Origin of the sequence: Curtobacterium sp. MCPF17_002 (genome assembly GCF_003234115.2) — a bacterium.
Classification (GTDB): domain Bacteria; phylum Actinomycetota; class Actinomycetes; order Actinomycetales; family Microbacteriaceae; genus Curtobacterium.
Genome location: NZ_CP126251.1, coordinates 3,753,193 through 3,778,664 on the forward strand (window position 1 = coordinate 3,753,193; position 25,472 = coordinate 3,778,664).

At 72.4% G+C, this 25,472-nt stretch carries 27 protein-coding genes and 1 pseudogene; 20 read left to right on the forward strand and 8 right to left on the reverse strand.

Annotation, left to right across the window (positions count from 1 at the left end; translation table 11 throughout):
* Positions 1-29 precede the first annotated feature (29 nt).
* From DEJ28_RS17645 to pucL, 6 genes and pseudogenes are all read left to right on the forward strand, one after another.
* Positions 30-962, forward strand: a complete 933-nt coding sequence (locus DEJ28_RS17645) for a helix-turn-helix transcriptional regulator (protein WP_111114489.1) — start codon at positions 30-32, stop codon at positions 960-962.
* Positions 963-965: 3 nt separating this feature from the next.
* Positions 966-1,661: an SAM-dependent methyltransferase gene (locus DEJ28_RS17650; protein ID WP_111114490.1), complete on the forward strand. Its 696-nt coding sequence runs from the start codon at positions 966-968 to the stop codon at positions 1,659-1,661.
* A 178-nt stretch (positions 1,662-1,839) separates the two neighbouring features.
* A complete protein-coding gene (locus DEJ28_RS17655) occupies positions 1,840-2,322 on the forward strand; it encodes an FBP domain-containing protein (protein ID WP_111114491.1) in 483 nt (160 codons plus the stop codon).
* A gap of 185 nt (positions 2,323-2,507) precedes the next feature.
* Positions 2,508-2,966, forward strand: a pseudogene (locus DEJ28_RS17660) (2-oxo-4-hydroxy-4-carboxy-5-ureidoimidazoline decarboxylase); the annotation flags it as partial.
* A gap of 18 nt (positions 2,967-2,984) precedes the next feature.
* Positions 2,985-3,305: a hydroxyisourate hydrolase gene (gene uraH / locus DEJ28_RS17665; RefSeq protein ID WP_111114598.1), complete on the forward strand. Its 321-nt coding sequence runs from the start codon at positions 2,985-2,987 to the stop codon at positions 3,303-3,305.
* Positions 3,306-3,309: 4 nt separating this feature from the next.
* A complete protein-coding gene (gene pucL, locus DEJ28_RS17670; RefSeq protein ID WP_111114492.1) occupies positions 3,310-4,227 on the forward strand; it encodes a factor-independent urate hydroxylase in 918 nt (305 codons plus the stop codon).
* Positions 4,228-4,517: 290 nt separating this feature from the next.
* Here pucL and DEJ28_RS17675 read toward each other — a convergent pair whose 3' ends face one another.
* Entirely contained in the window at positions 4,518-5,969 is a 1,452-nt protein-coding gene (locus tag DEJ28_RS17675; RefSeq protein WP_258367917.1) for a nucleobase:cation symporter-2 family protein, read from the reverse strand.
* 179 nt (positions 5,970-6,148) lie between these two features.
* Positions 6,149-7,135 (reverse strand): aldo/keto reductase, encoded by a 987-nt coding sequence (locus DEJ28_RS17680; RefSeq protein ID WP_111114493.1) that lies wholly within the window; start codon positions 7,133-7,135, stop codon positions 6,149-6,151.
* Between the two features lie 129 nt (positions 7,136-7,264).
* On the opposite strand from DEJ28_RS17680, the gene DEJ28_RS17685 reads away from it, so the two are divergent.
* The 4 genes from DEJ28_RS17685 (at position 7,265) to DEJ28_RS17700 (ending at position 10,554) form a co-directional block, all read left to right on the forward strand.
* Positions 7,265-7,807, forward strand: coding sequence for an acyl-CoA thioesterase (locus DEJ28_RS17685; protein ID WP_111114494.1), 543 nt, complete (start codon positions 7,265-7,267; stop codon positions 7,805-7,807).
* Between the two features lie 65 nt (positions 7,808-7,872).
* The gene (locus DEJ28_RS17690) at positions 7,873-8,124 is read left to right on the forward strand and encodes a hypothetical protein (RefSeq protein ID WP_111114495.1); all 252 of its coding nucleotides are present in this window, start codon (positions 7,873-7,875) and stop codon (positions 8,122-8,124) included.
* Between the two features lie 9 nt (positions 8,125-8,133).
* Positions 8,134-9,708, forward strand: a complete 1,575-nt coding sequence (locus DEJ28_RS17695; RefSeq protein ID WP_111114496.1) for an FAD-binding oxidoreductase — start codon at positions 8,134-8,136, stop codon at positions 9,706-9,708.
* A 261-nt stretch (positions 9,709-9,969) separates the two neighbouring features.
* Positions 9,970-10,554 (forward strand): YdeI/OmpD-associated family protein, encoded by a 585-nt coding sequence (locus DEJ28_RS17700; protein WP_111114497.1) that lies wholly within the window; start codon positions 9,970-9,972, stop codon positions 10,552-10,554.
* A 59-nt stretch (positions 10,555-10,613) separates the two neighbouring features.
* Here the strand turns inward: DEJ28_RS17700 and DEJ28_RS17705 are convergent, their stop codons facing one another.
* Positions 10,614-11,537 (reverse strand): endonuclease/exonuclease/phosphatase family protein, encoded by a 924-nt coding sequence (locus DEJ28_RS17705; RefSeq protein ID WP_181433611.1) that lies wholly within the window; start codon positions 11,535-11,537, stop codon positions 10,614-10,616.
* Positions 11,538-11,645: 108 nt separating this feature from the next.
* On the opposite strand from DEJ28_RS17705, the gene DEJ28_RS17710 reads away from it, so the two are divergent.
* The 7 genes from DEJ28_RS17710 (at position 11,646) to DEJ28_RS17740 (ending at position 18,779) form a co-directional block, all read left to right on the forward strand.
* Positions 11,646-12,527 carry an aldo/keto reductase gene (locus DEJ28_RS17710; protein ID WP_111114498.1) on the forward strand — a complete coding sequence of 294 codons (882 nt, stop codon included), beginning with the start codon at positions 11,646-11,648 and terminating at the stop codon, positions 12,525-12,527.
* 159 nt (positions 12,528-12,686) lie between these two features.
* The gene (locus tag DEJ28_RS17715; protein WP_258367920.1) at positions 12,687-13,289 is read left to right on the forward strand and encodes a PadR family transcriptional regulator; all 603 of its coding nucleotides are present in this window, start codon (positions 12,687-12,689) and stop codon (positions 13,287-13,289) included.
* Positions 13,286-14,035, forward strand: a complete 750-nt coding sequence (locus tag DEJ28_RS17720; RefSeq protein WP_111114500.1) for an ABC transporter ATP-binding protein — start codon at positions 13,286-13,288, stop codon at positions 14,033-14,035. The genes DEJ28_RS17715 and DEJ28_RS17720 overlap by 4 nt, the downstream gene beginning before the upstream one ends.
* A complete protein-coding gene (locus tag DEJ28_RS17725) occupies positions 14,032-16,914 on the forward strand; it encodes an ABC transporter permease family protein (protein WP_111114501.1) in 2,883 nt (960 codons plus the stop codon). The genes DEJ28_RS17720 and DEJ28_RS17725 overlap by 4 nt, the downstream gene beginning before the upstream one ends.
* 152 nt (positions 16,915-17,066) lie before the next feature.
* Positions 17,067-17,882: an SGNH/GDSL hydrolase family protein gene (locus DEJ28_RS17730; protein WP_181433612.1), complete on the forward strand. Its 816-nt coding sequence runs from the start codon at positions 17,067-17,069 to the stop codon at positions 17,880-17,882.
* A gap of 73 nt (positions 17,883-17,955) precedes the next feature.
* Positions 17,956-18,546, forward strand: coding sequence for a helix-turn-helix domain-containing protein (locus DEJ28_RS17735; RefSeq protein WP_111114503.1), 591 nt, complete (start codon positions 17,956-17,958; stop codon positions 18,544-18,546).
* Positions 18,543-18,779, forward strand: a complete 237-nt coding sequence (locus DEJ28_RS17740) for a hypothetical protein (protein WP_111114504.1) — start codon at positions 18,543-18,545, stop codon at positions 18,777-18,779. Before DEJ28_RS17735 ends, DEJ28_RS17740 begins: the two co-directional genes overlap by 4 nt.
* A gap of 30 nt (positions 18,780-18,809) precedes the next feature.
* Here DEJ28_RS17740 and DEJ28_RS17745 read toward each other — a convergent pair whose 3' ends face one another.
* Complete coding sequence (locus tag DEJ28_RS17745) at positions 18,810-19,133, reverse strand: DUF952 domain-containing protein (RefSeq protein WP_111114505.1); 324 nt, start codon at positions 19,131-19,133, stop codon at positions 18,810-18,812.
* A gap of 54 nt (positions 19,134-19,187) precedes the next feature.
* On the opposite strand from DEJ28_RS17745, the gene DEJ28_RS17750 reads away from it, so the two are divergent.
* Positions 19,188-19,733 (forward strand): TetR/AcrR family transcriptional regulator, encoded by a 546-nt coding sequence (locus DEJ28_RS17750; RefSeq protein WP_111114506.1) that lies wholly within the window; start codon positions 19,188-19,190, stop codon positions 19,731-19,733.
* A gap of 62 nt (positions 19,734-19,795) precedes the next feature.
* Here the strand turns inward: DEJ28_RS17750 and DEJ28_RS17755 are convergent, their stop codons facing one another.
* The 3 genes from DEJ28_RS17755 to DEJ28_RS17765 all read right to left on the reverse strand — a co-directional run bounded on the left by DEJ28_RS17755 (position 19,796) and on the right by DEJ28_RS17765 (position 22,228).
* Positions 19,796-20,461, reverse strand: a complete 666-nt coding sequence (locus DEJ28_RS17755) for an SDR family NAD(P)-dependent oxidoreductase (protein ID WP_111114507.1) — start codon at positions 20,459-20,461, stop codon at positions 19,796-19,798.
* Positions 20,458-21,696, reverse strand: a complete 1,239-nt coding sequence (locus tag DEJ28_RS17760) for a multidrug effflux MFS transporter (RefSeq protein ID WP_220034586.1) — start codon at positions 21,694-21,696, stop codon at positions 20,458-20,460. The genes DEJ28_RS17755 and DEJ28_RS17760 overlap by 4 nt, the downstream gene beginning before the upstream one ends.
* A 130-nt stretch (positions 21,697-21,826) precedes the next feature.
* Entirely contained in the window at positions 21,827-22,228 is a 402-nt protein-coding gene (locus DEJ28_RS17765; protein WP_111114508.1) for a (R)-mandelonitrile lyase, read from the reverse strand.
* 163 nt (positions 22,229-22,391) lie between these two features.
* Between DEJ28_RS17765 and DEJ28_RS17770 the strand changes: the two genes are divergently transcribed.
* Both DEJ28_RS17770 and DEJ28_RS17775 read left to right on the forward strand, forming a co-directional pair.
* On the forward strand, positions 22,392-23,498 hold the full coding sequence (locus DEJ28_RS17770) for a PQQ-dependent sugar dehydrogenase (protein ID WP_111114601.1): 1,107 nt from the start codon (positions 22,392-22,394) through the stop codon (positions 23,496-23,498).
* 81 nt (positions 23,499-23,579) lie between these two features.
* Positions 23,580-24,458: a helix-turn-helix transcriptional regulator gene (locus tag DEJ28_RS17775; protein WP_111114509.1), complete on the forward strand. Its 879-nt coding sequence runs from the start codon at positions 23,580-23,582 to the stop codon at positions 24,456-24,458.
* Positions 24,459-24,537: 79 nt separating this feature from the next.
* On the opposite strand, the gene DEJ28_RS17780 is transcribed toward DEJ28_RS17775, so the two are convergent.
* On the reverse strand, positions 24,538-25,422 hold the full coding sequence (locus DEJ28_RS17780; protein ID WP_111114510.1) for an aldo/keto reductase: 885 nt from the start codon (positions 25,420-25,422) through the stop codon (positions 24,538-24,540).
* Positions 25,423-25,472 lie beyond the last annotated feature (50 nt).

Here is a 25,472-nt window from a genome sequence, read left to right on the forward strand (position 1 = left end):
GCGACCCGGAGGGGACGTACGCTCGTCCCATGGGTATCGACGTGCGCAACGAGATCCGCGACTTCCTGTCCTCGAGGCGGGCGCGGCTCACCCCCGAGCAGGTCGGCATGCCCTCGTTCGGCGGTGGGGTCCGGCGGGTGCCGGGGCTCCGACGGCACGAGGTCGCCATGCTCGCCGGTGTCAGCGTCGACTACTACACGCGGCTCGAGCGGGGCTCGCTCAAGGGTGTCTCCGACGGCGTGCTCGACGGGCTCGCGAGTGCCCTGCAGCTCGACGAGGACGAGCGCGTGCACCTCTGGGACCTCGCGCGGCTCGCGAACTCCGGCGTGAAGGTGATGCACCGCAACGTCCCGACCCGGGTCCGTCCCGGCGTGCAGCGGCTGCTCGACGCGATCACCGGAGCGCCCGCCTGGGTCCGGAACGAGCGCGGTGACGTCGTCGCCACGAACGAGCTCGGCCACGCCCTGTACTCGCCGATGTTCGCCGGCCCCGGGCGTCCCGTGAACACCGCACGCTTCACCTTCCTCGACCCGGCCGCGAAGGAGTTCTTCCCGGACTGGGCGCAGACGGCACGGGACTCGGTCGCGATCCTCCGCGCGGCCGCGGTGTCGAACCCGTGCGAGCCCGGCCTTGTGACCCTCGTCGGGGAGCTCTCCACCCGCAGCGAGGAGTTCCGCACCTGGTGGGCCGCGCACGACGTCCGCATGCACCGCACCGGCAAGAAGCGGATCATGCACCCGATCGTCGGCGAGCTGCGCCTCGACTACGAGGCGCTCGAACTCGTCGCCGACCCGGGCCTCGTGATGTTCACGTACTCGGCCGAGCCGGGCAGCGAGTCCGAGCGGTCCCTGTCACTCCTCGGCTCGTGGGCTGCCACCGAGCGGGCCGAGCAGGAGCAAGCCGAGCACGACGCCGAGCGCCGCCGGTCCGACGCCGAGCGCCAGTCCGAGTCCGTCGACTGACCCGTGTCCGCTCCGGACCCCGAGAAGTACCGCCGCACCGAGCCTGCGTTCGCCCGAGCCGTCGCCGCGGCCCTCGGTGATGCCCGGACGGTCCTGGACGTCGGGTCGAGTGCCGTCTCCTACGCGCCGACCGGCCGCGAGGTCACCACGATCGACGCCGCCGCGTTCGCCGACCAGCCGGACGCCGACGCCGCGTTCGACGCCGGGTTCGACGCCGCGCTGACGACCTTCGCGCTCGACCGGTGGGACGACCTCGAGCACGGGCTGGCCGAGGTACGCCGGGTCACCCGCGGTCCGATCGTCGCGCTGACGTTCGACCCCGACCGCGTCGGGGACTCCTGGCTCGCCGAGTACGCCCCCGAGGTCACGGCCGCCGAGGCACGGCGCTGGCCCGCGCTGTCCCGGATCGCCGACGCGCTCGGCGGGGACACCGTCACGAGCACCCCGCTGCCGATCCCCTTCACGTGCGTCGACGGGTTCTCCGAGGCGTACTACGCGCGACCCGAGCGGCTCCTCGACGCAGCAGCCCGGCAGGCGGACCCGGCGTGGGCCGCCGTCGACGAGATGACCGCCAGGCGCTCCGTCGCCGCCCTCCGGACGGCGATCGAGTCGGGCGAGTGGGACCGCCGACACGGTGCGCTGCGGGTCCGGCCGTCCTACGAGGGCTCGCTCGTGCTCGTCACCGCCCTGCCCGCTTGACACGTCGTCGTAGGCTGGCCGCGTGAGCTACCAGGAGGTGGTCGGCGCCCGTATCGCCGACATCAGGGCGTGATGCCCCCGGTCGCACCGTTCGGTGCGGCCGCCGTCATCGAACCCTGACTCCGCCCGGTGCGGCGCATCCCCTGCGCCCCGGGCACGAACCGAAAGCACACACACCATGCTGCCCATCAGCGAGAAGACCCTCCGCACGTCCTTCGTCAACGCCTCCCGCAAGGAGACGTCCGACCTCACCCTGCCCGCCGGTTTCGAGACCGTCGACTGGGACGCCCTCGACTTCCTCGGGTGGCGCGACCCGAAGATCGGCCGTCGCGCGTACGCCGTCGTGCCGACCCTGGAGGGCGAGGTCGTCGGCATCCTGTTCCGGCAGGCCGAGGCCTCACCGCGCTCCCGGGCGCAGTGCTCGTGGTGCCAGGACGTGAAGCTGCCGAACGACGTCGTGTTCTACAGCGCGAAGCGGTCCGGCAAGGCGGGGCGGAACGGGAACACCGTCGGAACGCTCGTCTGCCAGGACTTCGAGTGCTCGCGCAACGTCCGGAAGCTCCCGCCGCCGGCGTACGAGGGCTACGACGTCGAGGGCGCCCGCCTCCAGCGGATCGAGGACCTGCAGCTCCGTGCCGCGTCCTTCGCCGCCGAGATCTGAGCGGTCCCGTCCCGAGGGACGCGCGTGCGGGGTGCGGACCCGAGTGACTGACGGACTGGAGGCGCGGGGCGGCCCCGCACCGCGCCTCCAGTCCGACAGCGGCGACCGTTTCAGGGCCGTGGGTCGCGTTCCGAGGGAAACCGCCTCGAAACGCGGGTGAAACGAACGTTCCATAGCGTGACGGGATGGACCTCGGCGACCTCGACGACGCGACCGCCACCGATGCCGCCGCCACCGTGCGGGGGTGGGCCGACGTCGTGCCGTGGGTCGACGCGCTCGTCGCAGCGCGTCCGTACGCGTCGGTCGGCGCGCTGCTCGACCGTGCCCGCACGCTCGCGGGTGCGTGGGACGCTGCGGACCTCGACGCCGCGCTCGCACACCATCCGCGGATCGGGGAGCGGACCGCGGATGCATCGTCCGCGCGTGAGCAGTCGTCGATGCGGGCCGCGGCCGACGACGTCTCGGCGGCCATCGCCACGGGCAACGCGGAGTACGAGCGCCGGTTCGGTCGGGTGTTCCTCGTGCGTGCTGCCGGGCGGACGCCCGAGGAGCTCCTCGCCGAACTCCGACGGCGGCTCGGCACCGATCCGGACGCCGAGACGGCCGAGGCGATCGCTGCCCTCGCCGACATCGCCCTCCACCGCATCCGCGCGACGTTCGGCGTGCCGCAGCTGACCACGCACGTGCTCGACGCCACCACCGGCACGCCCGCCGCGGGGATCGCCCTCGTGCTGAGCACCGTCGACGGCGAGGTCCTCGCCACCGGCACGACCGGTACCGACGGCCGCGCCGCCCTCGGTCCGGACGTCCTGCCGCGGGGCGACCTGCTGCTCCGCTTCGACACGGGCGCGCACCACCGGGCCGCCGGCGTCCCCGCGTTCCACCCGTTCGTCGTCGTCGCGTTCACCGTCACCGGGACCGAGCACCTGCACGTGCCGCTGCTCCTCAGCCCGTTCGCCTACAGCACCTACCGAGGGAGTTGATCCGATGCCAGACGTCTCCGTCCACCTGGGACCGAACAAGTACGGGAAGGCCGAGAACCGTCTCGTCCGGGTGACCCGCCACGGGGACCGGCACGAGATCGCCGACCTCACCGTCACCTCGCAGCTCATCGGGCAGGCGTTCGCCGGGTCGTTCACCGCGGGGGACAACTCCCGGATCGTGGCCACGGACACCCAGAAGAACACGGTGTTCGCGCTCGCGAAGGAGCATGGCGTGGGCGCCCCGGAGGAGTTCCTCGCGCTGCTCGCCGACCAGTTCACGTCCGAGTTCGACTGGGTCGAGGGCGGGCTCTGGCAGGCCGAGGTGCACCCGTGGGAGCGCATCGAGGTCGACGGGGAGCCGCACGCCCACTCGTTCCGCCGGACCGGTTCGGGCACGCGACTCGCGACCGTCCACGTCGAGGGCGGGGAGCGGCACGTCACCGGCGGCGTGCAGGACCTCGTCGTGCTCAAGTCGACCGGGTCCGAGTTCCACGGGTTCCCGCGGTCGCGGTTCACCACCCTGCCGGAGACCACGGACCGGATCATGGCGACCGAGGTCACCGCGCGCTGGCGCTACCTGCCCGCCGCCGTCGAGGAGGGCATCGACTACGACGGGCTGTACGAGGACGTCGTCCGGGTGATGCTCGAGCAGTTCGCGACCGTGCACTCCCTGGCGTTGCAGCAGACCCTGTGGGAGATGGGGCGCGCGGCGATCACGCTGCGACCCGAGCTCGCCGAGGTGCGCTTCGCGATGCCGAACAAGCACCACTTCGTCGTGGACCTGTCGCCGTTCGGCATGACGAACGACAACGAGGTGTTCATCGCGGCCGATCGTCCCTACGGGCTCATCGAGGGGACCGTCGTGCGTGACGGGGCCGTCGAGGCGCCGCAGGCGTGGGAGCACCTCCCCGCGTTCGTCTGACGCGCGCGGGGCCGCTGGCCGGGGTTGGCGCTGTCGCCGGACGCATGCCCGCGCCGGCATGCGTCCCCGCCCGCCCCGCCGAGCGGGCGAAATACCCGGGTGCGCTGATGCCCCTACCCGGATGTTTCGCCCGTTCGACTTCGCGGAAGACTGCGGCCCGGCGCTCAGACGTCCCCAGACCGGGCGAGCGCGGGGGGCGGCACGGTCGAGCGGGCGAAATAACCGGGTGCGCCGATGCTCCTACGCGGATATTTCGCCCGTTCGACTCGCCGGGGGCTGCGGCCGGGCGCTCAGGCGGGGTCGGAAGCGCGGGCTCGCTCCTCGCGCGCCAGGTCCTCCCGCGGAGCCTGCGCGTGCGGGAGCGCGATCGGCGCCGTGGACCGCACCCCGTCGTACGAGCCGACCGCCGGGTCCTCGCCGTACCGCTGTGCGACCGACCGCGACCCGAGCAGCAGGTTGAGCAGGATCGCCGCGACGGCCCCGGCCGAGATCCCCGAGTCGAAGACCAGCGTGAACCAGGTCGGGAACTGCCCGTAGATCGACGGCGCGACGGTGGGCAGCAGCGCGATGCCGAGCGGGAGCGCCACGACGAGCACGTTCCGGTTGTCGAACCGCACTTTCGACAGGGTCCGGATGCCACTCGCCGCGACCATGCCGAACAGGGCGATGCCGGCACCGCCGAGGACCGCGTGTGGGATCGCCTCGACCACCGCGGCGACCTTCGGCACCAGACCGAGCACCACGAGGATGCCGCCGGCCGCCGTCGCCACGTACCGGGAGCGCACGCCCGTCAGCGCCACGAGCCCGACGTTCTGCGCGAACGCCGTGTACGGGAACGTGTTGAACACGCCGCCCACGACGGTGCCGAGCCCGTCCGCGCGGAGACCGTCGGCGAGCGTGCGCTTCGAGACCGGTCGACCGGTGACCTCGCCGACCGCGATCATGTCGCCGGTCGTCTCGGTCATGATCACGAGGCCGACGACGAGCATCGACACGATCGAGGCGATGTCGAACGTCGGCAGCCCGAAGTGGAACGGCGTCACGAACGCGAACCAGGACGCCTCCCCGATCCCCGACCCGTCGACCATGCCGGGCACGACGAGCGCGACGACCGTGCCGAGGAGCAGCCCGGCCAGCACGGAGACGCGGGCGAGACCGCGCGGCGCGAACCGTTCCACCAGGACGATGGCGAGCAGCACCCCGGCGGCGAACGCCACGTCGAGCGGGTCCGCGGCGCCGTCCTTCCCGCCGTCGGTGACCCAGCCCGCGGCGACGCTCATGAGGGACAGCCCGATGATGAGGATCACGGTGCCGGTGACGATCGGCGGGAACAGCCGGACGAGTTGCGCGAACCACGGCGCGACCACCACCATGAACACGCCGCAGGCGATCGTCGCGCCGTAGACCGCGGTGATCCCGTGCTGCGTGCCGATCGCGATCATCGGGCCGACGGCGGCGAACGTGACGCCCTGCACGAGCGGCAGCCGGACGCCGAAGCGCCAGAACCCGACGGACTGCACGATCGTGGCGAGTCCGGCGACGAACAGGTCGGCGCTGATGAGGAACGCCAGGTCCGCACTGCCGAAGCCCAGCGCCCCGCCGACGATGAGCGGGACGGCGATCGCGCCCGCGTACATCGCGAGGACGTGCTGCAGCCCGAGCGGCAGCAGTCGCGCGAGCGGTGGGACGGTGTCGACGCCGTCCTCGGTCGGTGTCGTGCGCGGTGTCTTCGTGGTCGTCATGGCGCTGCCCCTCGCGGTCGGTGGATTCCCTGTCCTCCGGACGCTATGCAGCCCGTGTTTCCCCGGGATGACGGGCGTGGGTCGCGTCGATCACCCGGCCGACGCCCGAAACGCACCCCCGGACGGCCTGGAGGCGCGGTGCCAGCCGGCACCGCGCCTCCGGGCCGGGGGTTGTCGCGTCAGCGACCGATGGTCGACATGTCCGGGTACCGGTCGCCCGTCGGGACGGGCAGCGCCGACAAGCGGGCGATCTGGTCGTCGGTGAGGGTGAGTTCCGCGGCACCGACGTTCTCCTCGAGGCGGGAGACCCGCTTCGTGCCGGGGATCGGGACGACGTCGTCGCCCTGGGCCAGCAGCCACGCGAGCGACACCTGCGCCGGGGTCCCGCCGACCTCGGTGGCGATCTCCCGCACGGCGTCGACGATGCGCATGTTCTGCGCGAACGCCTCCTGCTGGAAACGCGGGTTCGCCAGGCGGAAGTCGTCGGAGTCGAGGTCGGACGGCTTCGTGATCGCACCGGTCAGGAACCCGCGGCCGAGCGGCGAGTACGGCACCAGGCCGATGCCGAGTTCGCGGAGGGTGTCGAGCACCTCGCCCTCGGGGTCACGCGTCCAGAGCGAGTACTCGCTCTGGAGCGCCGTGATCGGGTGGACGGCATGGGCCTTCCGGATCGTCGCGGCGCTCGCCTCGGAGAGTCCGATGTGGCGGATCTTGCCCTCCTGGACGAAGCCGGCGAGCTGGCCGACGATGTCCTCGATCGGTACCGCCGGGTCGACGCGGTGCTGGTAGTAGAGGTCGATGTGGTCGGTGCCGAGCCGGCGGAGCGATCCCTCGAGCGCCTCCCGGACGGACTCGGGAGCGCTCGAGATGCCGCGCTCGGTGCTCGGCGACGTCTCGCCGGGCTGGTGGGTGATGAGGCCGAACTTCGTCGCGATGACGACGTCGTCGCGACGGCCCTCGAGTGCCCGCCGCAGCAGGTCCTCGTTCGTGTAGGGGCCGTACGCCTCGGCGGTGTCGAACAGGGTGACGCCGAGGTCGATCGCGCGGTGGATGGTGCGGATCGACTCGTCGTCGTCGGTGCCGGCGCCCGTGTAGAAGGCGCTCATGCCCATGGTGCCGAGGCCGATCGGGCCGACCTCGAGGTCTGCGAGCTTGCGTGTCTGCATGCGTGCAGGTCTACTCCGGTGTCCTCGGTTGGAGGGAGGCACTGACCGTGCCGGTCAGACTGCGGTCAGGTTGGTGCGGATCCTCCAAGGTCTCCCACCGGTGTCGCCCGGTGCTGGTGTGATCAGGGCGTGAACCTGTACTTCCGACTGTTCCTACTGCAGTTGCGCACCCGGCTCCGCCCAGCGATCGGCGGGCGTCGTCCGTCGCTCTGGGACGAGGTCCGTACCCCGTTCCGCGTGACCCTGACCGACCTCGACCCGCTGCGGCACGTCAACAACGGGAAGTACCTGTCGATGCTCGACCTCGGCCGGCTCGACCTCATGCTGCGGTCGGGCTTCTGGGGCGAGATCGCCGAGCGCGGGTGGTACCCGGTCGTGTCCGCGCAGACGATCACCTACAAGCGGTCGCTGACGCTCGGGCAGCGCTTCGAACTCGTGACGCGGGTGCTCGGGTTGGACGACCGGGCCGCGTACCTGGAGCAGACGTTCGTCCGGCGCGGAACCGTGGTCGCGCGTGCCGTCGTGCAGGCGCGCTTCTTGCGGAGGGCCGGCGGGACGGTGACGCCGTCGGAGCTGCTCGAGGCGGCGGGCAGCGCGGACCACGACCTGACGTTGCCGGAGTGGGTGCACGATTGGGCCGGAGCGACGCGGATCAGCAGCACGACCGAGTGAGGGCAGGGGCACAGCCAGTATTCCAGATGTTGACGGATGCGGGCGTCGTCGCTAGGTTCCCGTCCATGACCAAGCTCCTCACGAACCCGCTGATCGCGGTCGTCGTCTCGGTCGGTGCCCTCGTCGCCGGGGCGACCGTCGCGGCGGAGACGGCCGGCTCCCCGGATCAGTGGGCCGGAGCCCTCGTCCTCGGCCTCGTCGCCGGTGCAGGGGGCTGCTGGGTCGGAACGACCATCCGCGTCCGTCGGCGGAACGTGGCCGGTCGGCCAGCGGATCTCACCCGCCCGACGGACGGCGGGGCGCCCCAGGCGGCGTAGACAGGTCGGGTGACCGAACCAGATTCCGACCACCGGACCCCCGCGACCACCCGGCGCGTGCTGCTCGCCGGGGGAGTGGGACTCGGGATCGCCGGGGTCCTGGCAGCGTGCTCACGGCCGGGTCCGTCGCCGTCGCCATCGCCGTCCGCGACCACGACGACGACCCCGAGCCCGACCGGTACCCGGACGGCCAGCCCGACGCCCGGCGGCCCGGACTCGTGGGATGCCCTGGCCGCCGCCGTCTCCGGTCGGCTGCTCCGCTCCGGGTCGAACGGGTGGAACACCGCACGGCTCGTCGAGAACCCCCGGTACGACGACGCCGACCCGCAGGGGATCCTCCGCGCCACGGGGACGGCGGATGTGCAGGCCGGGCTGGCCTTCGCCCGCAACACGCGCACCCCCGTGGCGCTCCGAGCGGGCGGCCACTCGTACACGGGCTGGTCCGCCGGCGGTGCGAGCGGCACCGACGTCCCGCGCTCGCTGGTGATCAGCACGCAGGACCTCGACCAGGTCGAGCTGCACGACGACGGCACGGTGGCGATCGGCCCGGGCGCGCAACTCGGCGACGTGTACGCCACCCTCGCGAAGGCCGGACGGGCGATCGGCGCGGGGTCCTGCCCGACGGTCGGCATCGGCGGCCTCACGCTCGGCGGCGGCGTCGGAGTGCTCGTACGCTCCTTCGGCCTCACCTGCGACCAACTGACCGGCGTGACCCTCGTCACGCCGGACGGCACCGTGCACGAGATCTCCGCGACCGCCGAACCGGACCTGTTCTGGGCCTGCCGGGGCGGCGGTGGTGGAACGGTCGGCGTCGTGACCGCGCTGACCTACCGGACGCAGACCGCGCCTCCCGTCCTCCTCTTCCGCATCACCTTCGCGTGGTCGGCCGCCGCTGCCGTCGTGCGTGCCTGGCAGGACTGGGCGCCCACCGCGGACAAGCAGTTGTGGTCAACGCTCAAGTTGCTGAACGGCACTCGGCACACGGCCCCCACCGTCACCGTGACCGGCGTCTGGACCGGTTCGAAGACCGGCGCGGACACCACCGTCGACGGTTTCATCCGCGCGACAGGTGCGAAGCCGCTCGCGCACACCGCACAGCAGCTGACGTACGGCGCGGCGATGTCGGCACTCGCCGGGAAGCCGCAGCGGGTGTCCCAGGCGGCCACGTCGTCGATCGGGACCGCGAAGCTGACCGACGCGCAGATCGACACCCTCGTGCAGCACGCAGCGGCGGCGGGCGACGTGTCCGGCAACCGGGAGGGCGGCGTCGCCCTCGACGCCCTCGGCGGTGCCGTGTCGGAGGTCGGCCGGACCGACTCAGCGTTCCCGTGGCGGGATGCCCTGATGACCGTGCAGTACACCGCGGTCTTCGCGGACGGTGCGGACCCGGCGCCGTTCGACGCGTACGTGCGGGGGTTCCGGAAGGCGATGCGGCCGGCCTGGGGTGACGCGGCGTACGCGAACTACTGCGACGCGGCGATCACGGACCCGGCGGACTACTTCGACGTGAACGCCTCGCGGCTGCACCGCATCGCGGAGCAGGCGGACCCGACGGGGGTGCTGGCGCAGCCGCACTGGGTGTGAGGGGAGCGCCGGGTGGCCGGGGTGCGCCGGGGTGACGCCGGGGTGGCGCCGGGTGGCCGGGGTGGCGCCGGGGTGAGATCGCACTTCGGCGGCGACCGGCGCGCTGGTCGGCCGCGAAAGTGCGATCTCACCACCGAGCACGGGACAGCCCGGCCGCGAAAGTGCGATCTCACCTCCGCCACCGCCGCCGCCGCCACCGCCACCACCGCCGCCGCCGCCGCAACCACCGCCGCGGAGCGCGGGTCGCCCTACGATGACCGCATGGACGCCGAGGACCTCGTACTGCCGGACGCCGCAGCGTGGCGCGCCTGGCTCGACGACCACGAGGACGAACCGGACGGGGTGTGGCTCGTCCTCGCGAAGAAGGGCACCACGGAGCCGACGACCCTGAGCTACGACCAGGCGCTCGACGAGGCGCTCTGCTCCGGGTGGATCGACGGGCAGAAGCGCGGGCGGGACGAGGCGACCTTCCGGCAGCGGTTCACCCCGCGTCGGAAGGCCTCCCTGTGGTCGCAGCGGAACATCGGCCTCGTCGCGACCCTGATCGCCGAGGGACGGATGCGCGATCGGGGCCGGTCGGAGATCGACCGCGCGAAGGGCGACGGCCGGTGGGATCGCGCGTACGCGGGCGCTGCGACCGCCGCCGTGCCGGAGGACCTGCGGGCGGCGCTCGACGCGTCTCCCGCCGCGGCAGCGCTGTTCGCCGAACTCGACGCCACGAACCGGTACGCGGTGGTGCACAGGATCGTCACGGCGCCGAGTGCCACGGCTCGGACGAACCGGCTGACGAAGCTCGTCGGCGGCCTGGAGCGAGGCGAGACCCCCTACCCGCGGCGCGAGCGCTGACGCGAAGCGCCAGCGCGAACGCGAAGCGCCACCGCGAACGCGAACGCGAAGCGCCAGCGCTAGCGCGCCCGGACCCCGACCTCGAGCCCCCGGTGGTCGCTCCCGTTCGCCGGGAGGACCTCCGTCGACGTGGTGTCGAGCCCGCGCACGAACACGTGGTCGATCCGCACGACCGGCAGCTGTGCCGGCCAGGTGAACCGGAAGCCGCCACCCTCGTCGAGCATCCCGGTGAGGGGCAGCATCTTCGGGTCCTTCGAGCCGCCGTTGAAGTCACCGGCGACCACCAGGCGTGCGGCGCCGTCGGCCCGGACCGCCGTCGCGAGCGCGGTCAGCATCGTCGGCCGGCCGTCCTCACCGCCGAGGCGGAGCGAGTCCATGTGCACGACGTACAGCCGGACGTCGCCCAGCTCGGTGTCGACGGTGACCCGGAGCGCACGTGCCCAGCCCAGGCCGAGCGTCATGGGTTCCCCGTCGCTGAGTGCGGTGCGGCTCCACACGCCGATGGAACCGACGCGGTAGTGGTGCGGGTACCGCTCGTCGAGCACACCCGAGACCGCGGTGCCGGAGTCGGCGGTGAGTTCCTCGAGTGCGATGACGTCCGGCTTCCGGGACGCGATCGACCGCGCGGTCGCCGCGGGGTCCGTGTTCGCCGCCTCGACGTTCTCGGTGACGATGGACAGCTGCGCCGGCCCGGACGCCGCCGGCACGAGCACCCCGGGCAGGATCGCGAACGCCCACGCCGCCACGAACGCGACCGACAGCAGGGCGAGCCGCTTCGACCGGGTGCCGAGTGCGATCACCGCGACGGGGATCAGCAGGACCGCGAGCCAGGGCAGGAGCGATCCGACGACCGACCCCGCGGTGCCGAGGACACCGAGCACGGCGGGGAGGACGAGGACGACGATCCCGGCGAACAGCACGACCCCGACGACACCGATGACGAGCGAGCGGCCGGGACTCCGTCGTGGGGAACGGAAGGGCACCCGAGGAGCATACGAAGCCGATCTGACAGCGGCCGGGGACACGATCCGGGCAGCGCGTGGGGGACACCGTTCCAGGGACCGCTGACGCGCCGGGCGTAGACCGGGGACATGACCACTGGTACCGACACCACGAACCGTCCGGCTGCCGCTTCCGGCACCTTCCGCATCGGTGGGGACCTCGAGGTCCACCGCCTCGGTTACGGCACGATGCAGCTCACCGGGCCCGGCGTCTGGGGACCGCCGAAGGACCACGACGAGGCTGTCCGGGTGCTCAAGCGCGCCGTCGAACTCGGCGTCGACTTCTTCGACACCGCCGACAGCTACGGCCCCTACGTCGCCGAGGAGCTCCTCCGCGAGGCACTGCACCCCTACGGCGACGACGTCGTCATCGCGACGAAGGCGGGACTGACCCGCACCGGCCCGAACGTCTGGCCGCCAGTCGGGCGTCCCGAGTACCTGCGGCAGGAGGCGGAGATGAGCCTCCGCCGTCTCGGCCTCGAGCGCATCGACCTGTTCCAGCTGCACCGGATCGACCCGAAGGTCCCGCTGGAGGACCAGGTCGGCGAGCTGAAGCAGCTGCAGGACGAGGGCAAGATCCGCCACATCGGCCTGTCCGAGGTGTCCGTCGACGAGGTCAAGGCGGCGCAGGAGATCGCGACGATCGTCACGGTGCAGAACCTCTACAACCTGCAGAAGCGCGACGCCGAGGAACTCCTCGACTGGTCGGAGGAGCAGGGCATCGGGTTCATCCCGTGGTTCCCGCTCGCGACGGGCGGGCTCACGGGTGCGGACTCCCCGCTCACCGAGATCGCCGACCGGAAGGGCGCGACGCCCGCCCAGCTCGCGCTGGCCTGGCTGCTCAAGCGGTCGCCGGTCATGCTGCCGATCCCGGGGACGTCGAGTGTCGCCCACCTGGAGGACAACCTCCAGGGTGCGACGGTCGAGCTCACCGACGAGGAGTTCGAGGAGCTGTCCAAGCTGGGGAGCTGACGCTCCAGGAGGCGGACTGGAGGCGCGGTGCCAGCTGGCACCGCGCCTCCAGTCCGTCCGGTGCTTGCGCCTGCATACCCGGTATGGCCATACTCAGTATGGTCAGGCCCGGTCGGGCTGACGACAGGGGCCGACGACGGCCGTGACGGGGGGACGACGATGAGCGTACGGATGGGCGTGCTGGCGCTGCTGGTGGGGGGACCCGGCTACGGGTACCAGCTCCGGGGGGAGTTCGAGCACCGGACCGGAGGGACCTGGCCCCTCAACATCGGGCAGGTGTACACGACGCTGGACCGGCTCGAACGCGACGGCCTCGTGGCCCGCGGCGACGCCGACGACGACGGCCACGTCGTCTACACGGCGACCGACGCCGGACGCGACGAGGTGGCGCGCTGGTTCAGCGAACCGGTGCCCGCGAAGCGCGGCCGCGACGAGCTCGCGATCAAGTTCGCCCTGGCGGTGACGGTGCCCGGCGTCGACGTGACGCACCTCGTGCAGGTGCAGCGGACGGCCGCTGTGCGGAACCTGCAGGACCTCACCCGGCTGAAGCGCACGTCCGACCCCGCGTCGGACCTGGCGTGGTCGCTCGTCCTCGAGTCGATGCTGTTCCAGGCCGAGGCCGAGGTCCGCTGGCTCGACCACGTGGAGTCGAGCGTCGCGCGGTACCGGCCGGACGAGCACCCGGCACCGACACCGGCACCCGCCGGCTCGACTCGTGCTCCCTCGACGTCGGCCGACGCGACCGCTCGGAGCACCCGGTGAGCGCCGCGACCGCACCCGGGACGGCTGCTCCGCTCCTCGAGCTCGACGCCGTCAGCGTGCAGTACGGCACCGGGGCGAAGGCGGTCACCGCCCTCGCCGGCATCGACCTGCAGATCCGCCGTGGCGAGATGGTGGCCGTGATGGGCACCTCGGGCTCGGGCAAGTCGACCCTGCTCGCCTGCGCCGGCACGCTGCTGCCGCCGACGAGCGGCGAGGTCGTCATCGACGGCGACTGGGTGTCCGACCGCCCCGCGAAGGACCTCGCGGCGTTGCGGCGTCGGCTCGTCGGGTTCGTGTTCCAGGACTTCAACCTCATCCCCTCGCTCACGGCGGTCGAGAACGTGGCGCTGCCGCTCGAGCTCGACGGGTGGAAGGCGAGCCGTGCCCGGCGCGCGGCGGAACTCGCGCTCGACAACGTCGAGCTCGGCCACCGCGCCGACGCCTTCCCGGACGACCTGTCCGGCGGCCAGCAGCAGCGTGTGGCGATCGCCCGCGGGGTCGTCGGCGAGCGCCGGCTGGTCCTCGCCGACGAACCGACGGGTGCGCTGGACTCGCAGACCGGCGAGGTGGTGCTGCGGATGCTCCGCCGGCACGTCGACGCCGGGGCGGGGGCGCTCCTCGTGACGCACGACGCCCGGCACGCGGCGTGGGCGGACCGGATCGTCTTCCTGCGGGACGGCCGGGTCGTCGACGAGACCGTGTACTCGGGCGTCGAGATGGCACTCGCGGACCGAGCCGCGTCGTGAGCGAGCGTCGGCGGGCTGCCGACGCCGATCCGCTCCGTACCGGTCACCGGTCCGGACGCCGACCCGCGCGCCCGCGGTCGGAGCGGGTCCGCACGCCGTTCGCGATCCGTCCGGCACTGCGGCTCGGGCGGCGGCTGGCGTTCGCGAAGGTCGGGCGTGCAGCGCTCATCGTCGCCCTGATCGGGATCCCCACCGCGGGGTTCACCGCGGCCTCGATCGTGGTGCAGTCGACGCAGCCGACCGCGACGGAGCAGCTCCGGTACGACCTCGGGCACGCGGCGGCACAGATGCGGGTCGCCGGCCCGGACCTGCCCGGCATGCGGCAGGACCCCGTGGACTGGCAGTACACCCAGCCGGACCGGAAGAGCCCTGCGGCGAAGGCGACGGGTGACGAAGCGCCCGCGAACGTGCTCGACCACGTGCCGTCCGGTGCGGTGTCGATCCCGGTGGGGTCGTCGTCCGTCGTGCTCGCGGGGCCGAAGGGACCGATCGGCACCCAGGCGGTCGAGGGCGCCGTCTGGTCGGCGGTCCTCGACGGGCACTGGCACGTCCTCGACGGCACTGCCCCGACCGGCCGCGACGAACTGATGGTCACCCCGGCGACGCTGCAGCGACTCGGCGCCTCCATCGGTGACACGGTCGACCTGACCGATCCCGTCACGAAGCGCCTGACGATCAGCGGCACGATGCGTGACGCGGCGTCCGACCCGGACGCGCAGGGCGTGTTCCTGCCGTGGGGGACCACCCTGTCCACGAGCACGGGCGAGGACCCGACGGGCGCCTCGGACCTCACCGTGTACCTGGCGTCGGACGCCCCGACGTGGTCCGAGATCCGGCAGCTCAACCAGCACGGCATCGCGGTGGAGTCGCGCCCGGTGGTGCTCGACCCGCCGGACGCCCGGCTCCCCGGCGGCCAGACGGGTTCGCAGCTCGGCTGGTTCCTCGGTGCCCTGGCGCTCCTCGGCGTCTTCGCGATGTTCGAGGTCGCGCTCCTCGCCGGTGCTGCGTTCCTCGTCGGCACGCGCGCCGACACCCGCTCGTACGCGATCGTCACGAGCGTCGGCGGGGACCGGCGGTTCGTCCGGACGATCGTCGCCGGTTCCGGGCTGGTGCTCGGTGCCACCGGCGCGGTGCTCGGCGTGGCCCTGGGCACCGCGATCGGGATCGTCGCCTTCCGGTTGATCGACAACGGCAACGTCGGCACGTGGCCGGGCCTGCACCTCCCGGGCACGCTGCTCGTCGCGATCGGGGTCGCCGGGGTGCTCGCGGGACTGGTGTCCGCCCTCGTCGCCGCCCGGGCCGCCACGAGGATCAACGTGCTCGCGGCGCTCCGTGGGTCGCTCCGGCCCGCGGCGGTGAACCCCCGCGCCGAGCGCCGCCGTCGCATCTGGGCCCCGGTGCTCATCGTGGTGGGCGCTCTGATGACCCTCGCCTGCGGTGTCGGCGTGCTCCTGCTCAACGACCGTCCGGTCCAGGAGGACAACGCCGTCTGGTTCGTCGGCGCCGGGGTCGCGATCGGACCGTGCCTCATGCAGCTCGGGGTGGCGATGTGCTCGCCATGGCTGCTCGCGCTCGTCGCCCGGGTCTCCACCCGTCTCGGACTGTCCGCACGCCTCGCCGCGCGGGATGCCCGCCGCAACCCGGTGCGCACGGTGCCGGTCCTCGCGAGCGTCATGAGCGTGGTGTTCGTCGCGTCGGTGGCGATCACCTGGAGCGCCTCGTCGCACGCCCAGTTCGTCCGCGACTACGAGTACCGGACCGCGGTCGGTGTCGCCACGGCCGACGTGTCGGTCTCCGGCGACGAGGGGACCACCTCCGGGTACGACGCCGAACTCACCGCCCGTGCCGCGGGGATCGTGTCCGGGGTGCTCCCGCACGACCGGATCCGCGTCCTCGGCGTGGTCGCGGAGCAGCTCGGCGACGAGCCGTCGACCATCACCCTGCCGCACGACTGGGTCGGCAAGGACTGCCCGACGAACGACACCACCTCCTGCTCGACGTTCCTCGGTTCGCAGGACAGCTCGGCGCCGCACATCTGGACGGGCACCGTCGACGACTACGCGGTGCTGACCGGGCACCGTCCCTCGGCGACGGTCCGCGAGGCACTGGCGTCCGGCCAGGCGGTCTCGCTCTGGCCCGAGTACCTGCACGACGGCCAGGTCCGGCTCGACACGTTCCGCGACCGGACGTGGGACACCGGTGCGGTGACGGCGAAGACCCGTCCGGACGCCTCGACGACGATCCCCGCCGTGCTCGACGTGCAGTCCCCGCGGATCAAGGTCGGCGTCTTCATGACCCCGGAGACCGCCGAACGACACCGGGTGCCCGCGGTCGCCGGGATGCTCGTGACGACGCTGCCCGCCGACCTGACCCCCGCGCAGTGGGACGACCTGACGTCGGCGTGGCAGAGCCTCGGCGGCGCGGATCGGCAGCGGTGGGGTGGACCCGCGTTCAGCTACGAAGCCGGACCCGTCGACGCGCAGGGGGTGGTCAAGGCACTCGTCCTCGCCCTCGCCGCCGCCGTGACGATCGGGGCGACCGCGGTCGCGATCGGCCTCGCCCGTTCGGACGGCCGACGCGACGACGAGGTCCTCGACGCGGTGGGCGCCGCACCGGTGCTCCGTCGTCGGGTGTCGGCGTGGCAGGCGGCGATCCTCACGACGGTCGGCGCGGTGATCGGCACCCTGCTCGGCCTGTTGCCGATCCGGGCGCTCACCCTGCGGTTCACGAGCGGGCCGGCTGGGGTGTCGCACATGCCGTTCGTCGCCGACTGGCCGGTGCTCGCCCTGCTCGCGCTCGGCCTGCCGGTCCTGGTGACGGCGGGCACGTGGCTGACGGCGGGACGCGGCCGACGGGTCGCGGTGCGCCGCTCGCTGTGAGCGGTGGGCCCACCGGACCGGAGGCGCGTGGCGGCCCCGACCCGCGCCTCCAGGCCGGAACTGGGAACGACCACGAGGACCCACAGCGAACGGGCTGGTTCCCCAGGTCTGGGGTCTGGTACCGGGACGCGATCCGGGGGATACCTGGAGTCGTGCCCCGCCCCCGCCGGCTCGCCCTGATCGCGAGCATCGTCACCGCCTGCCTCGTCGCCGGGTCGTTCGTCGTCGGATCGATCGTCATCGGGTCGATCGTCGTGGGAACCGCGGGAACCGCGGGGACCGCCGCGGCGGAGAGCAACCCGACGGCATCGGCGGCGCAGGCTCCCACCCGCGTCGAGCGCGCCGCTCCTGCCGACGTCCGTGCGGGTGCCCGGGTGCCCGTCCGCGAACAGGTGGTCTCCGGAGCACTCGGTTCCGGTGACCGTCCCGGCGCCATCACCTTCGCGTACGCCGGTGACTCCATCTCCGCCCGCCCCGACTCGTGGCTCCACGTCCTCGAACCCGACACCCGGTTCCACGCCGTCGGCGGGTACGCGCACAGTGGGTACCGGGCCGACCAGGTGCTCGACGAGGTCCGTCCCGTGCCGGAGGCCGAGGTCCTCGTGGTCGAGCTGGGCACCAACGACGTCAACCAGGCGGTCCCCACCGCGACGACGATCGCCGACGTGGACGCCGTCGTCCGGAAGGTCGGCGCGCAGCGGGTCCTCGTCGTCGCCGGGCCGCCCTCGGACTGGACGAACAGCCGGTGGGGTGCCGACCGCCGCACCGGGCAGATCGTCCTCAGCCGTGCGCTCGAACGCGACGCGGCTGCGCACGGCTGGTCGTTCGTCGACCCGTTCACGGCGTTCCGCCGAGCGGACGGCGCCTGGGTCCGCGGGTCGTCACCGGACGGCATCCACGGGACCGCCGCGGCGAACGTCGTCGTCGCCCAGGTGATGGCGACCGCGATCACCGAGGCGGTCCACTAGCCGCCCGGGATCGCAAAGAAGGTGCTGCAAAGAATCCCTTGCAAAGAGTTCTTTGCAGTCGTACGATCGCTCCATGGCTCCCGAAGCACGCGTCCTCGACCTCCCGTCGATGAAGGCGCTCAACCACCCGCTGCGCACCCAGCTCTTCAACGAGCTCGCCGCGCACGGTCCGGCGACGGCGACGAACCTCGCTGATCGCGTCGGTGAGTCAACCGGCTCGACCAGTTACCACCTGCGCCAGCTCGAGAAGCACGGGTTCATCGAGGAGATCGTCGGTCGCGGCAACGGCCGTGAGCGCTGGTGGCGGCGCACCCCGGTCGCGGTCCAGACCAACGTGGCGGACACCCCCGCCGGCGTCGCTGCCGCCCGCCTCATCGCCTCCGGGTCGAACGACTTCGCCGAACAGATGATCCGTGAGTTCATCGCGCGCGACCAGGAGACCATGTCCGCGGGGTGGCGGGACGCCGGTGACCTCTCGATCGCGATCATGCGGCTGGCACCGGCGGAACTGACCGAGCTGATGGACGGCATCCACGCCCTCGTCGACACATTCCGGCAGCGGCATGTCCTCGACGACGACTCCGACGCGGACACGAGCCGCGTCTTCCTCCGCCTCGCGGCGGTCCCCATCTTCGACGACGGACCCGGACACCAAGGATCATGAGCGCAGCACTCCACCTCGACCACGTCGGCCCGCTCGAACGGACCGCGCACCGCATCGGTCTCGCACTGCTCCGGTGGAGCGAGTCACGGGCAGTCCGCACGGGCTTCCCCGCCGACTCCGCCATCGGTTCCGACCGAGCAGCGGCCCGCCTCGCGCACGAGCAGCGCACCGCCCTGGAGGCACGGCACCGGCACTGGGACGAGCTCGCCGCCGTCACGCCCCGCGTCCGCTGACGGTGCAGCACGGGTCGGCCGCTCCGGCGGTCAACCCGTCCTGACGGGCACCTCGGCGACGACGACGTCGGGGTCCATCGGAACGGCGCCGTGGACACGCGGCACACCGTCGACCCACTCCACCGGTACGCCGGCGGCGGCGAGCCCCGCGACACTGAGGTCGATCCGGAGCAGCGGGATCGACAGGTCGCCGTACCGTTCGGCGACCACGTCCAGCACGCGATCGGGCGTGGTCACCCGGACGTACCCGCCCGGCTCGAGCGGCACGCCGCGCGTCGACACCTCGTACTCCCCGAACCCGCGGCTCATCTCCCAGTCATCGGCGATCGCCACGTGACACACGACGTCGGTCATGGACCCTCCTCGTTAATGAAACGGGAGCGTATCATTCACAGGTAGAGTGGTGTCGTGGCGAAACGAGGACGACCGACCGCCGACGAGCGGGCAGCACGGGACGACCGCGTGCTGGACGTGGCAGCGGCACTGTTCCTGCAGGACGGCTTCGCGGCCGTCACCCTCGACCGTGTCGCGGCCGACGCCGAGGTCACGAAGCGGACCCTCTACACGTCGTTCGGCGACAAGCACGCACTGCTCCGCGCCGTCGTCCGACGACAGCACACCTACGCCGCGGCCCCGCCGACGGACCTCGAGGCCACGGCGACCGCGGTCTGCCGTGCGCTGCTGGCCGACGACGCCGTCGCACTCCACCGGCTCGTCATCGCCGAGGCGACGCGCTCACCCGACCTCGCCGCGGAGTTCCACGAAGCCGGACCGCTCGCCGCACAGGACGCCCTGGTCCGAGCGGGTGCCGCGCCGGACACCGTCGCGGAGCTCTTCACGCTGCTGCTCGGCGAGCTGCACCGCCGCCGGCTCCTCGGGATCGCCCCCGCGCCGACGGAAGCCGACGTCCGCGAGCGCGCTGTCCGCGCCCTCGCGCTGCTGGGACGGGGATGACCGGAGGCGCGTGGCGGGGTCGCCACGCGCCTCCAGGCCGTCAGCGTGTCAGGCCGAGCCGCTCACTCCGGCAGCGGCTCCGCGTACGTCCGGAAGTCGCCCCGTTCCGTGTGGATCGCCCACAGGCGATCCGCGATCGACTCCCCGGAGTGGTCCGGCTGCCCGTCGTCGATGCCGAAGGGGATGATGAGCTGCCCGACGTGCACCTGCTCGTCGCGCACCGCGTCGTGGAGGAGCTGCGCGTACGCGCTCTCCCCGGCGAACGCGACCGACGTGCCCGTCACGCGAGCACCCGGGCGGACGGCGCTGCCGCCGTTGACGAACAGGATCGTGCCGCGGCCGATCGACCGCATGCCCGGCAGGACCTGGCGGACCGCGGTGACGGAGCCGTAGATCGAGAACTCGATCGGACCGACGAGGTCCTCCGCGGTCGTCTCCAGCACCGGCCGCATGTACTCCTTCGCGGGCAGTGGGCTGTACTGCAGCACCTCGATCGGGCCGAGCTGCTCCGTGGCACGCTCGAGCGCACCCTGCAGCGAGGCCTGGTCACGGACGTTCGCCGCGAACCCGGCGGCGTCGTGGCCGCGCTCCTGCAGCGAACGCGCGAGTTCGTCGAGCCGGGACTGGTTGCGGGAGATCAGGGCGATCGAGAAGCCCTCACGGGCGAAGCGGTCGGCGACGGCGAGGCCGAGGCCCTTGCCGGCTCCGACGATGGCGATGGTGGTCATGCGGTGGTCCTTCCGGGGGTGCGGGGTCGTGCGAGGACGAGCAGGCCGTACAGCGACACCAGTGCGCCGCCGAGGACGAGGACGGCCATGGGGACCGCGGTGTCCGAGCCGCCGAGTCCCGCGATCGGAGCGGTGACGCCGGCCGTCGTCCACTGAACCAGACCGAGCACGGCAGAGCTCGTGCCCGGGTGCTCGGGGACGACCGACGACGCGAGCGCGCCGCCGTTCGTGACGACCAGGCCGTTGCCGATCATGAGGACGAAGAAGCCGATCAGCGCCACCATCAGCGGCATCCCGAACCAGATCGCACCGACGAGCATGCCGGCGCCGGCGATCGCCATGCAGAGCTGCCCCACCAGGATGATGCGTCTCGTGGACACTCTGCCGGCCAGTCGCGCGGCCACGAGCGACGCGACGGTCATCGCGCCCGCGTTCGCCGCGAAGTCGATCGCGTAGGCCGTCGGCGACAGGCCGTTCATCGTCTGCAGGATGAACGGTGACGTGGCGACGTACGCGAACACCCCAATGAAGGCAGCGCAGGCGGTGACCACGTAGCCGACGAAGCGCCGGTCCCCGAGCACCTGCCGTGCCGCTCGTCGGAAGGTGCGGAGTCCACCGCCGTGGCGACGCGCACGCGGGAGCGACTCCGGCACGACCACGACCGCCGACACGCACATGAGCACGCCGAGCCCGGCGAGCACCCAGAACGTCGTCCGCCAGTCGCCGAACTGCAGGATCGCCGCACCGAACAGCGGACCGAGCACGGGGGCGATGCCGCCGATGCCCATCACCACGTTGAGGACGCGGACGAGCTGCGTGCCGTGAGCGAGGTCGACGATGACCGACCGTGCGATCACCATCACCCAGCCACCGCCGAAGCCCTGCAGCAGCCGCGCGACCATGAGCACCCCGATCGACGGGGCGAGGGCGCACACGACCGAGGCCGCGACGACGAGGACCGTGCCGGCGAGGAGCGGCACCCGGCGTCCGCGCTGGTCCGAGAACGGACCGCCGACGAGCTGGCCGAGGCCCATCCCGGCGAAGAACGTCGTCAGGGTGAGCTGCACCGACGACGCGTTCGTCCGGAACTCGGCCTCGACGGACGGGAACGCGGTCACGTACATGTCCGTGGCGAGCGGGGCGACGGCCGTCAGGAAGACGACGACGGCGATGAGGGACGTCGGGACGGCTCGGGTGGCCGTGTGGCCGTGCGGCTGGGTGAGGATGGCTGGCACCGTTCCATGGAACGGCGGGACCGTGGTCGGGTGGGAGTCCCTGCCGACAGGGGTTCCAGCGGAACCCCTCCGACGGACTGGAGGCGCGTGGCGGGTCCGCCACGCGCCTCCAGGCCGCCTTCCGGTCGCGTCAGCGAGCGCCGTACTGCTCGTCCGTCACGTGCTCCAGCCAGGTGGTCGTCGTGGCCGGGTCGTCGGCCAGGTCGAGCATCGCGAGGTGCTCCATGTAGTCGGTGGGGGTGGCGCCGTGCCAGTGCTCCTCGCCGGCGGGCGTGTAGGCGGTCTGCCCCGGCTGCACCTCGACCACGCCGCCGTCCCGCGTGCCCATCAACGCCACGCCCTCGGTCACGTGCAGGGTCTGGCCCTTGGCGTGCGAGTGCCACGCGGTGCGGGCACCGGGCAGGAAACGGACCTTGGCGACGGTCATCGTCTGCCCGGCCTCCTTCGGGGACGCGATGGCGTCGAGGTACACGTCCCCGGTGAACTGCTCCGGCGGGTTCTTGACGGTCGGCTGCTTCGGCTGGATCTCCATGCTCCCGACCGTAGGACGATCCCCGGGCGCGAGGGAGGGGAAGGCGGAACCCCCCAGCACCCCGTCCGCAGGGTCCCAGGCGTTTCCCGAACGGGGCGAGTGAGATCGACGCAGACCCGGGAGGACCACCGTGGACACCACGCCGCACCGCACTCGCACCCGCATGCTGACCGGTGCCGGGCTGGCCGCCGTCGCCGCGCTCGCGTTGGCCGGCTGCTCCGACGACTCCGCGCGGACACTGCGCGGGACCGCCACGGCGAGCGCCACCGCCCCGACGGCGCTGGCGACGGGTCAGGTGGCACCCGACGGCGCGACGTCCGACGTGGTCACCGGGCTGGAAGCGCCCTGGTCGGTCGTCCGGACCGGTGACGACGGCGACGCGTTCGTGAGCGAGCGTGACTCGGCGCGCATCCTGGAACTCCGTGACGACGGGTCGACCCGTGAGGTCGGCACGGTCGACGGGGTCAGCCACGGCGGCGAGGGCGGGCTGCTCGGCCTCGCGCTGCACGACGGCGACCTGTTCGTGTACTCGACGGCAAACGACGGCAACCGGATCCAGCGCTACGACCTCACCGGCGGTGCCGGGTCGTGGGCGCTCGCTGACGCGACGACGGTCATCGACCAGCTGCCGAAGAACACCTTCCACGACGGCGGCCGCATCGCGTTCGGCCCGGACGGCATGCTCTACGCCAGCGTCGGGGACGCCGGGCAGCGGTCCGAGGCGCAGGACCGCGATTCCCTCGCCGGCAAGATCCTCCGCCTCGAGCCCGACGGCAGCGTGCCCGACGACAACCCCTTCGCCGACTCACCGGTGTGGAGTCTCGGCCACCGGAACGTGCAGGGCATGGGCTGGACGGCGGACGGCACGATGTTCGCGTCCGAGTTCGGCGAGAACACGCACGACGAGCTCAACGTCATCGAACCCGGCGCCGACTACGGCTGGCCCGAGGTCGAGGGCACGGGCGGCGAGGACCAGGGCTTCGTCGACCCGGTGCAGCAGTGGTCGACGGACGAGGCGTCCCCGAGCGGGCTCACCGTCGTCGGCGACACCGTGTTCGTCGCGAACCTCCGCGGCGAGGTGCTCCGGGCGATCCCCGCGGACGACCCGTCGACGTCGACCGAGTACTTCGCGGGCGAGTTCGGCCGGATCCGGACGGTGCTCGAAGGGCCGTCGGACACGCTCTGGTTCGTCACGAACAACACCGACGGGCGCGGCTCGGCGCAGAGCGGTGACGACCGGATCGTGTCCGTGCCGCTCGCCGGGCGCTGACGGGGGTTCCGACAACACCGCGCTGACGGGGGTTCCGACAACCCCTCGCTCGCTCGCAACCGGCCGAAGTACCGTGACGGCATGGACCACCGCGACGAAGCGCGCGACTTCCTCTCCGGTCGTCGCGCCCGCATCACCCCCGAACAGGCCGGCGTCGAGACCTTCGGCACACGACGACGCGTGACCGGGCTCCGCCGCGAGGAGGTCGCACGCCTCGCCGGGGTCAGCATCGACTACTACACGCGCCTCGAGCGCGGGAACCTGCAGGGCGTCTCGGACAGCGTGCTCGACGCCATCGCCGGAGCACTGCAGCTCGACTCGGCCGAGCAGGAGCACCTCCGGGACCTCGCCCGGCACCAGAACGCGACGCCCCGACGTGCCGCCCGGGTCACCCCCGTGGCCGCGGTCCGGCCCGAGCTGCAGTACCTGCTCGACGTCGTCACCGACGCCCCGGCGATGATCGTCAACAACCGGCAGGACATCGTCGCGGCGAACGCCCTCGGCTACGCGATGCACTCGGATCTCGTCGCCGCACCGGCCCGGCCGCTCAACTTCGCGCGCTTCATCTTCCTGGACCCGCAGGCGCGGAACTTCTACCGCGACTGGCAGCGGGCGGCACACACGAACGTGGCGATCCTCCGACGCGAAGCGGGACGGACCCCGAACGATCGGGACCTCGCGGCCCTCATCGGCGAGCTGTCGATGCGGAGCGACGACTTCCGGGAACTCTGGGCCTCCCACGACGTCCGCCGGCACTACGCGGGCGTCAAGTCCTTCCACCACGCGGTGGTCGGTGACCTCGAGCTGCACTTCCAGACGCTCGAGCTCGCCGAGGACCCCGGGCTCGCGCTGACGATCTACCCGGCGACGCCCGGCTCGCCGACCGCGGACGCCCTGCGGATGCTGGCATCGTGGGCGGCGACGGAGCGCATCGCGGAACGGGCGCGCGAACTCGCCTGATGCGGTGGTCGTGACCCCACGACGGACGGGAGGCGCGGGGCCAGCTGGCACCGCGCCTCCCGTCCGCCCTGTGGTCGCGTCAGACCTCCGGGATCACCCGCTCGAACCGGCTCGTGTCCGCCCCGTCGGGATCCGGGCCGTTTCGACGGCCCGTGTGGAGACCGTCCAACGACGCGACCTCGTCGTCCGACAGCGCGAAGTCGAAGACGTCGAAGTTCTCCGCGATCCGCCCCGGGTTCGTCGACTTCGGGATCGCGTTCCGGCCCTGCTGCACGTGCCAGCGGAGCATCACCTGCGCCGGCGTCTTCCCGTGCGCCTCGGCGATCTCCCGGATCGTCGGGTCGTCCATCACACTGACCCGCTCGTCGCCCCATCCCGGGTAGAACGTGATCCCGCCGATGGGCGACCACGCCTGGTCGAGGACCCCGTGCTCGGCGTCTGCACGCTGGACGTCGGGCTGGGTGAAGTACGGGTGCAGCTCGACCTGGTTGAGCGCCGGGACGACGTCCGTCTGCTCGAGCAGCGAGCGGAGGTGGTGCGGCATGAAGTTGCTCACGCCGATCGCACGGACCTTCCCGTCGGCGTACAGCCTCTCGAGGGCCTTGTAGGCCTGGACGGTCTTCTCGAAACGATCCGGTGCGGGCTGGTGGAGGATCAGCACGTCGATCGTGTCGACGCCCAGCTTGCCGATCGCTTTGTCGAACGCGTGCAGGGTCTGGTCGTAGCCGTAGTCGGACACCCAGACCTTGGTCTCGATCACGATGTCGTCGCGATCGATGCCCGATGCTCGGATGCCCTCCCCGACCTCGCGCTCGTTGCCGTACGCGGCGGCGGTGTCGATGTGACGGTAACCGACCTCGAGCGCGGTGCGCACGGCATCGACGGTGTCCTCGGGAGAGCTCTGGAAGACGCCGAACCCGATCGCGGGGAGCAGGACGCCGTTGTTGAGGGTGATCGTTTCCATGCCGACGACGCTACGACCGGTCGCCGCGCGCTGACGGGTACCGACAACAC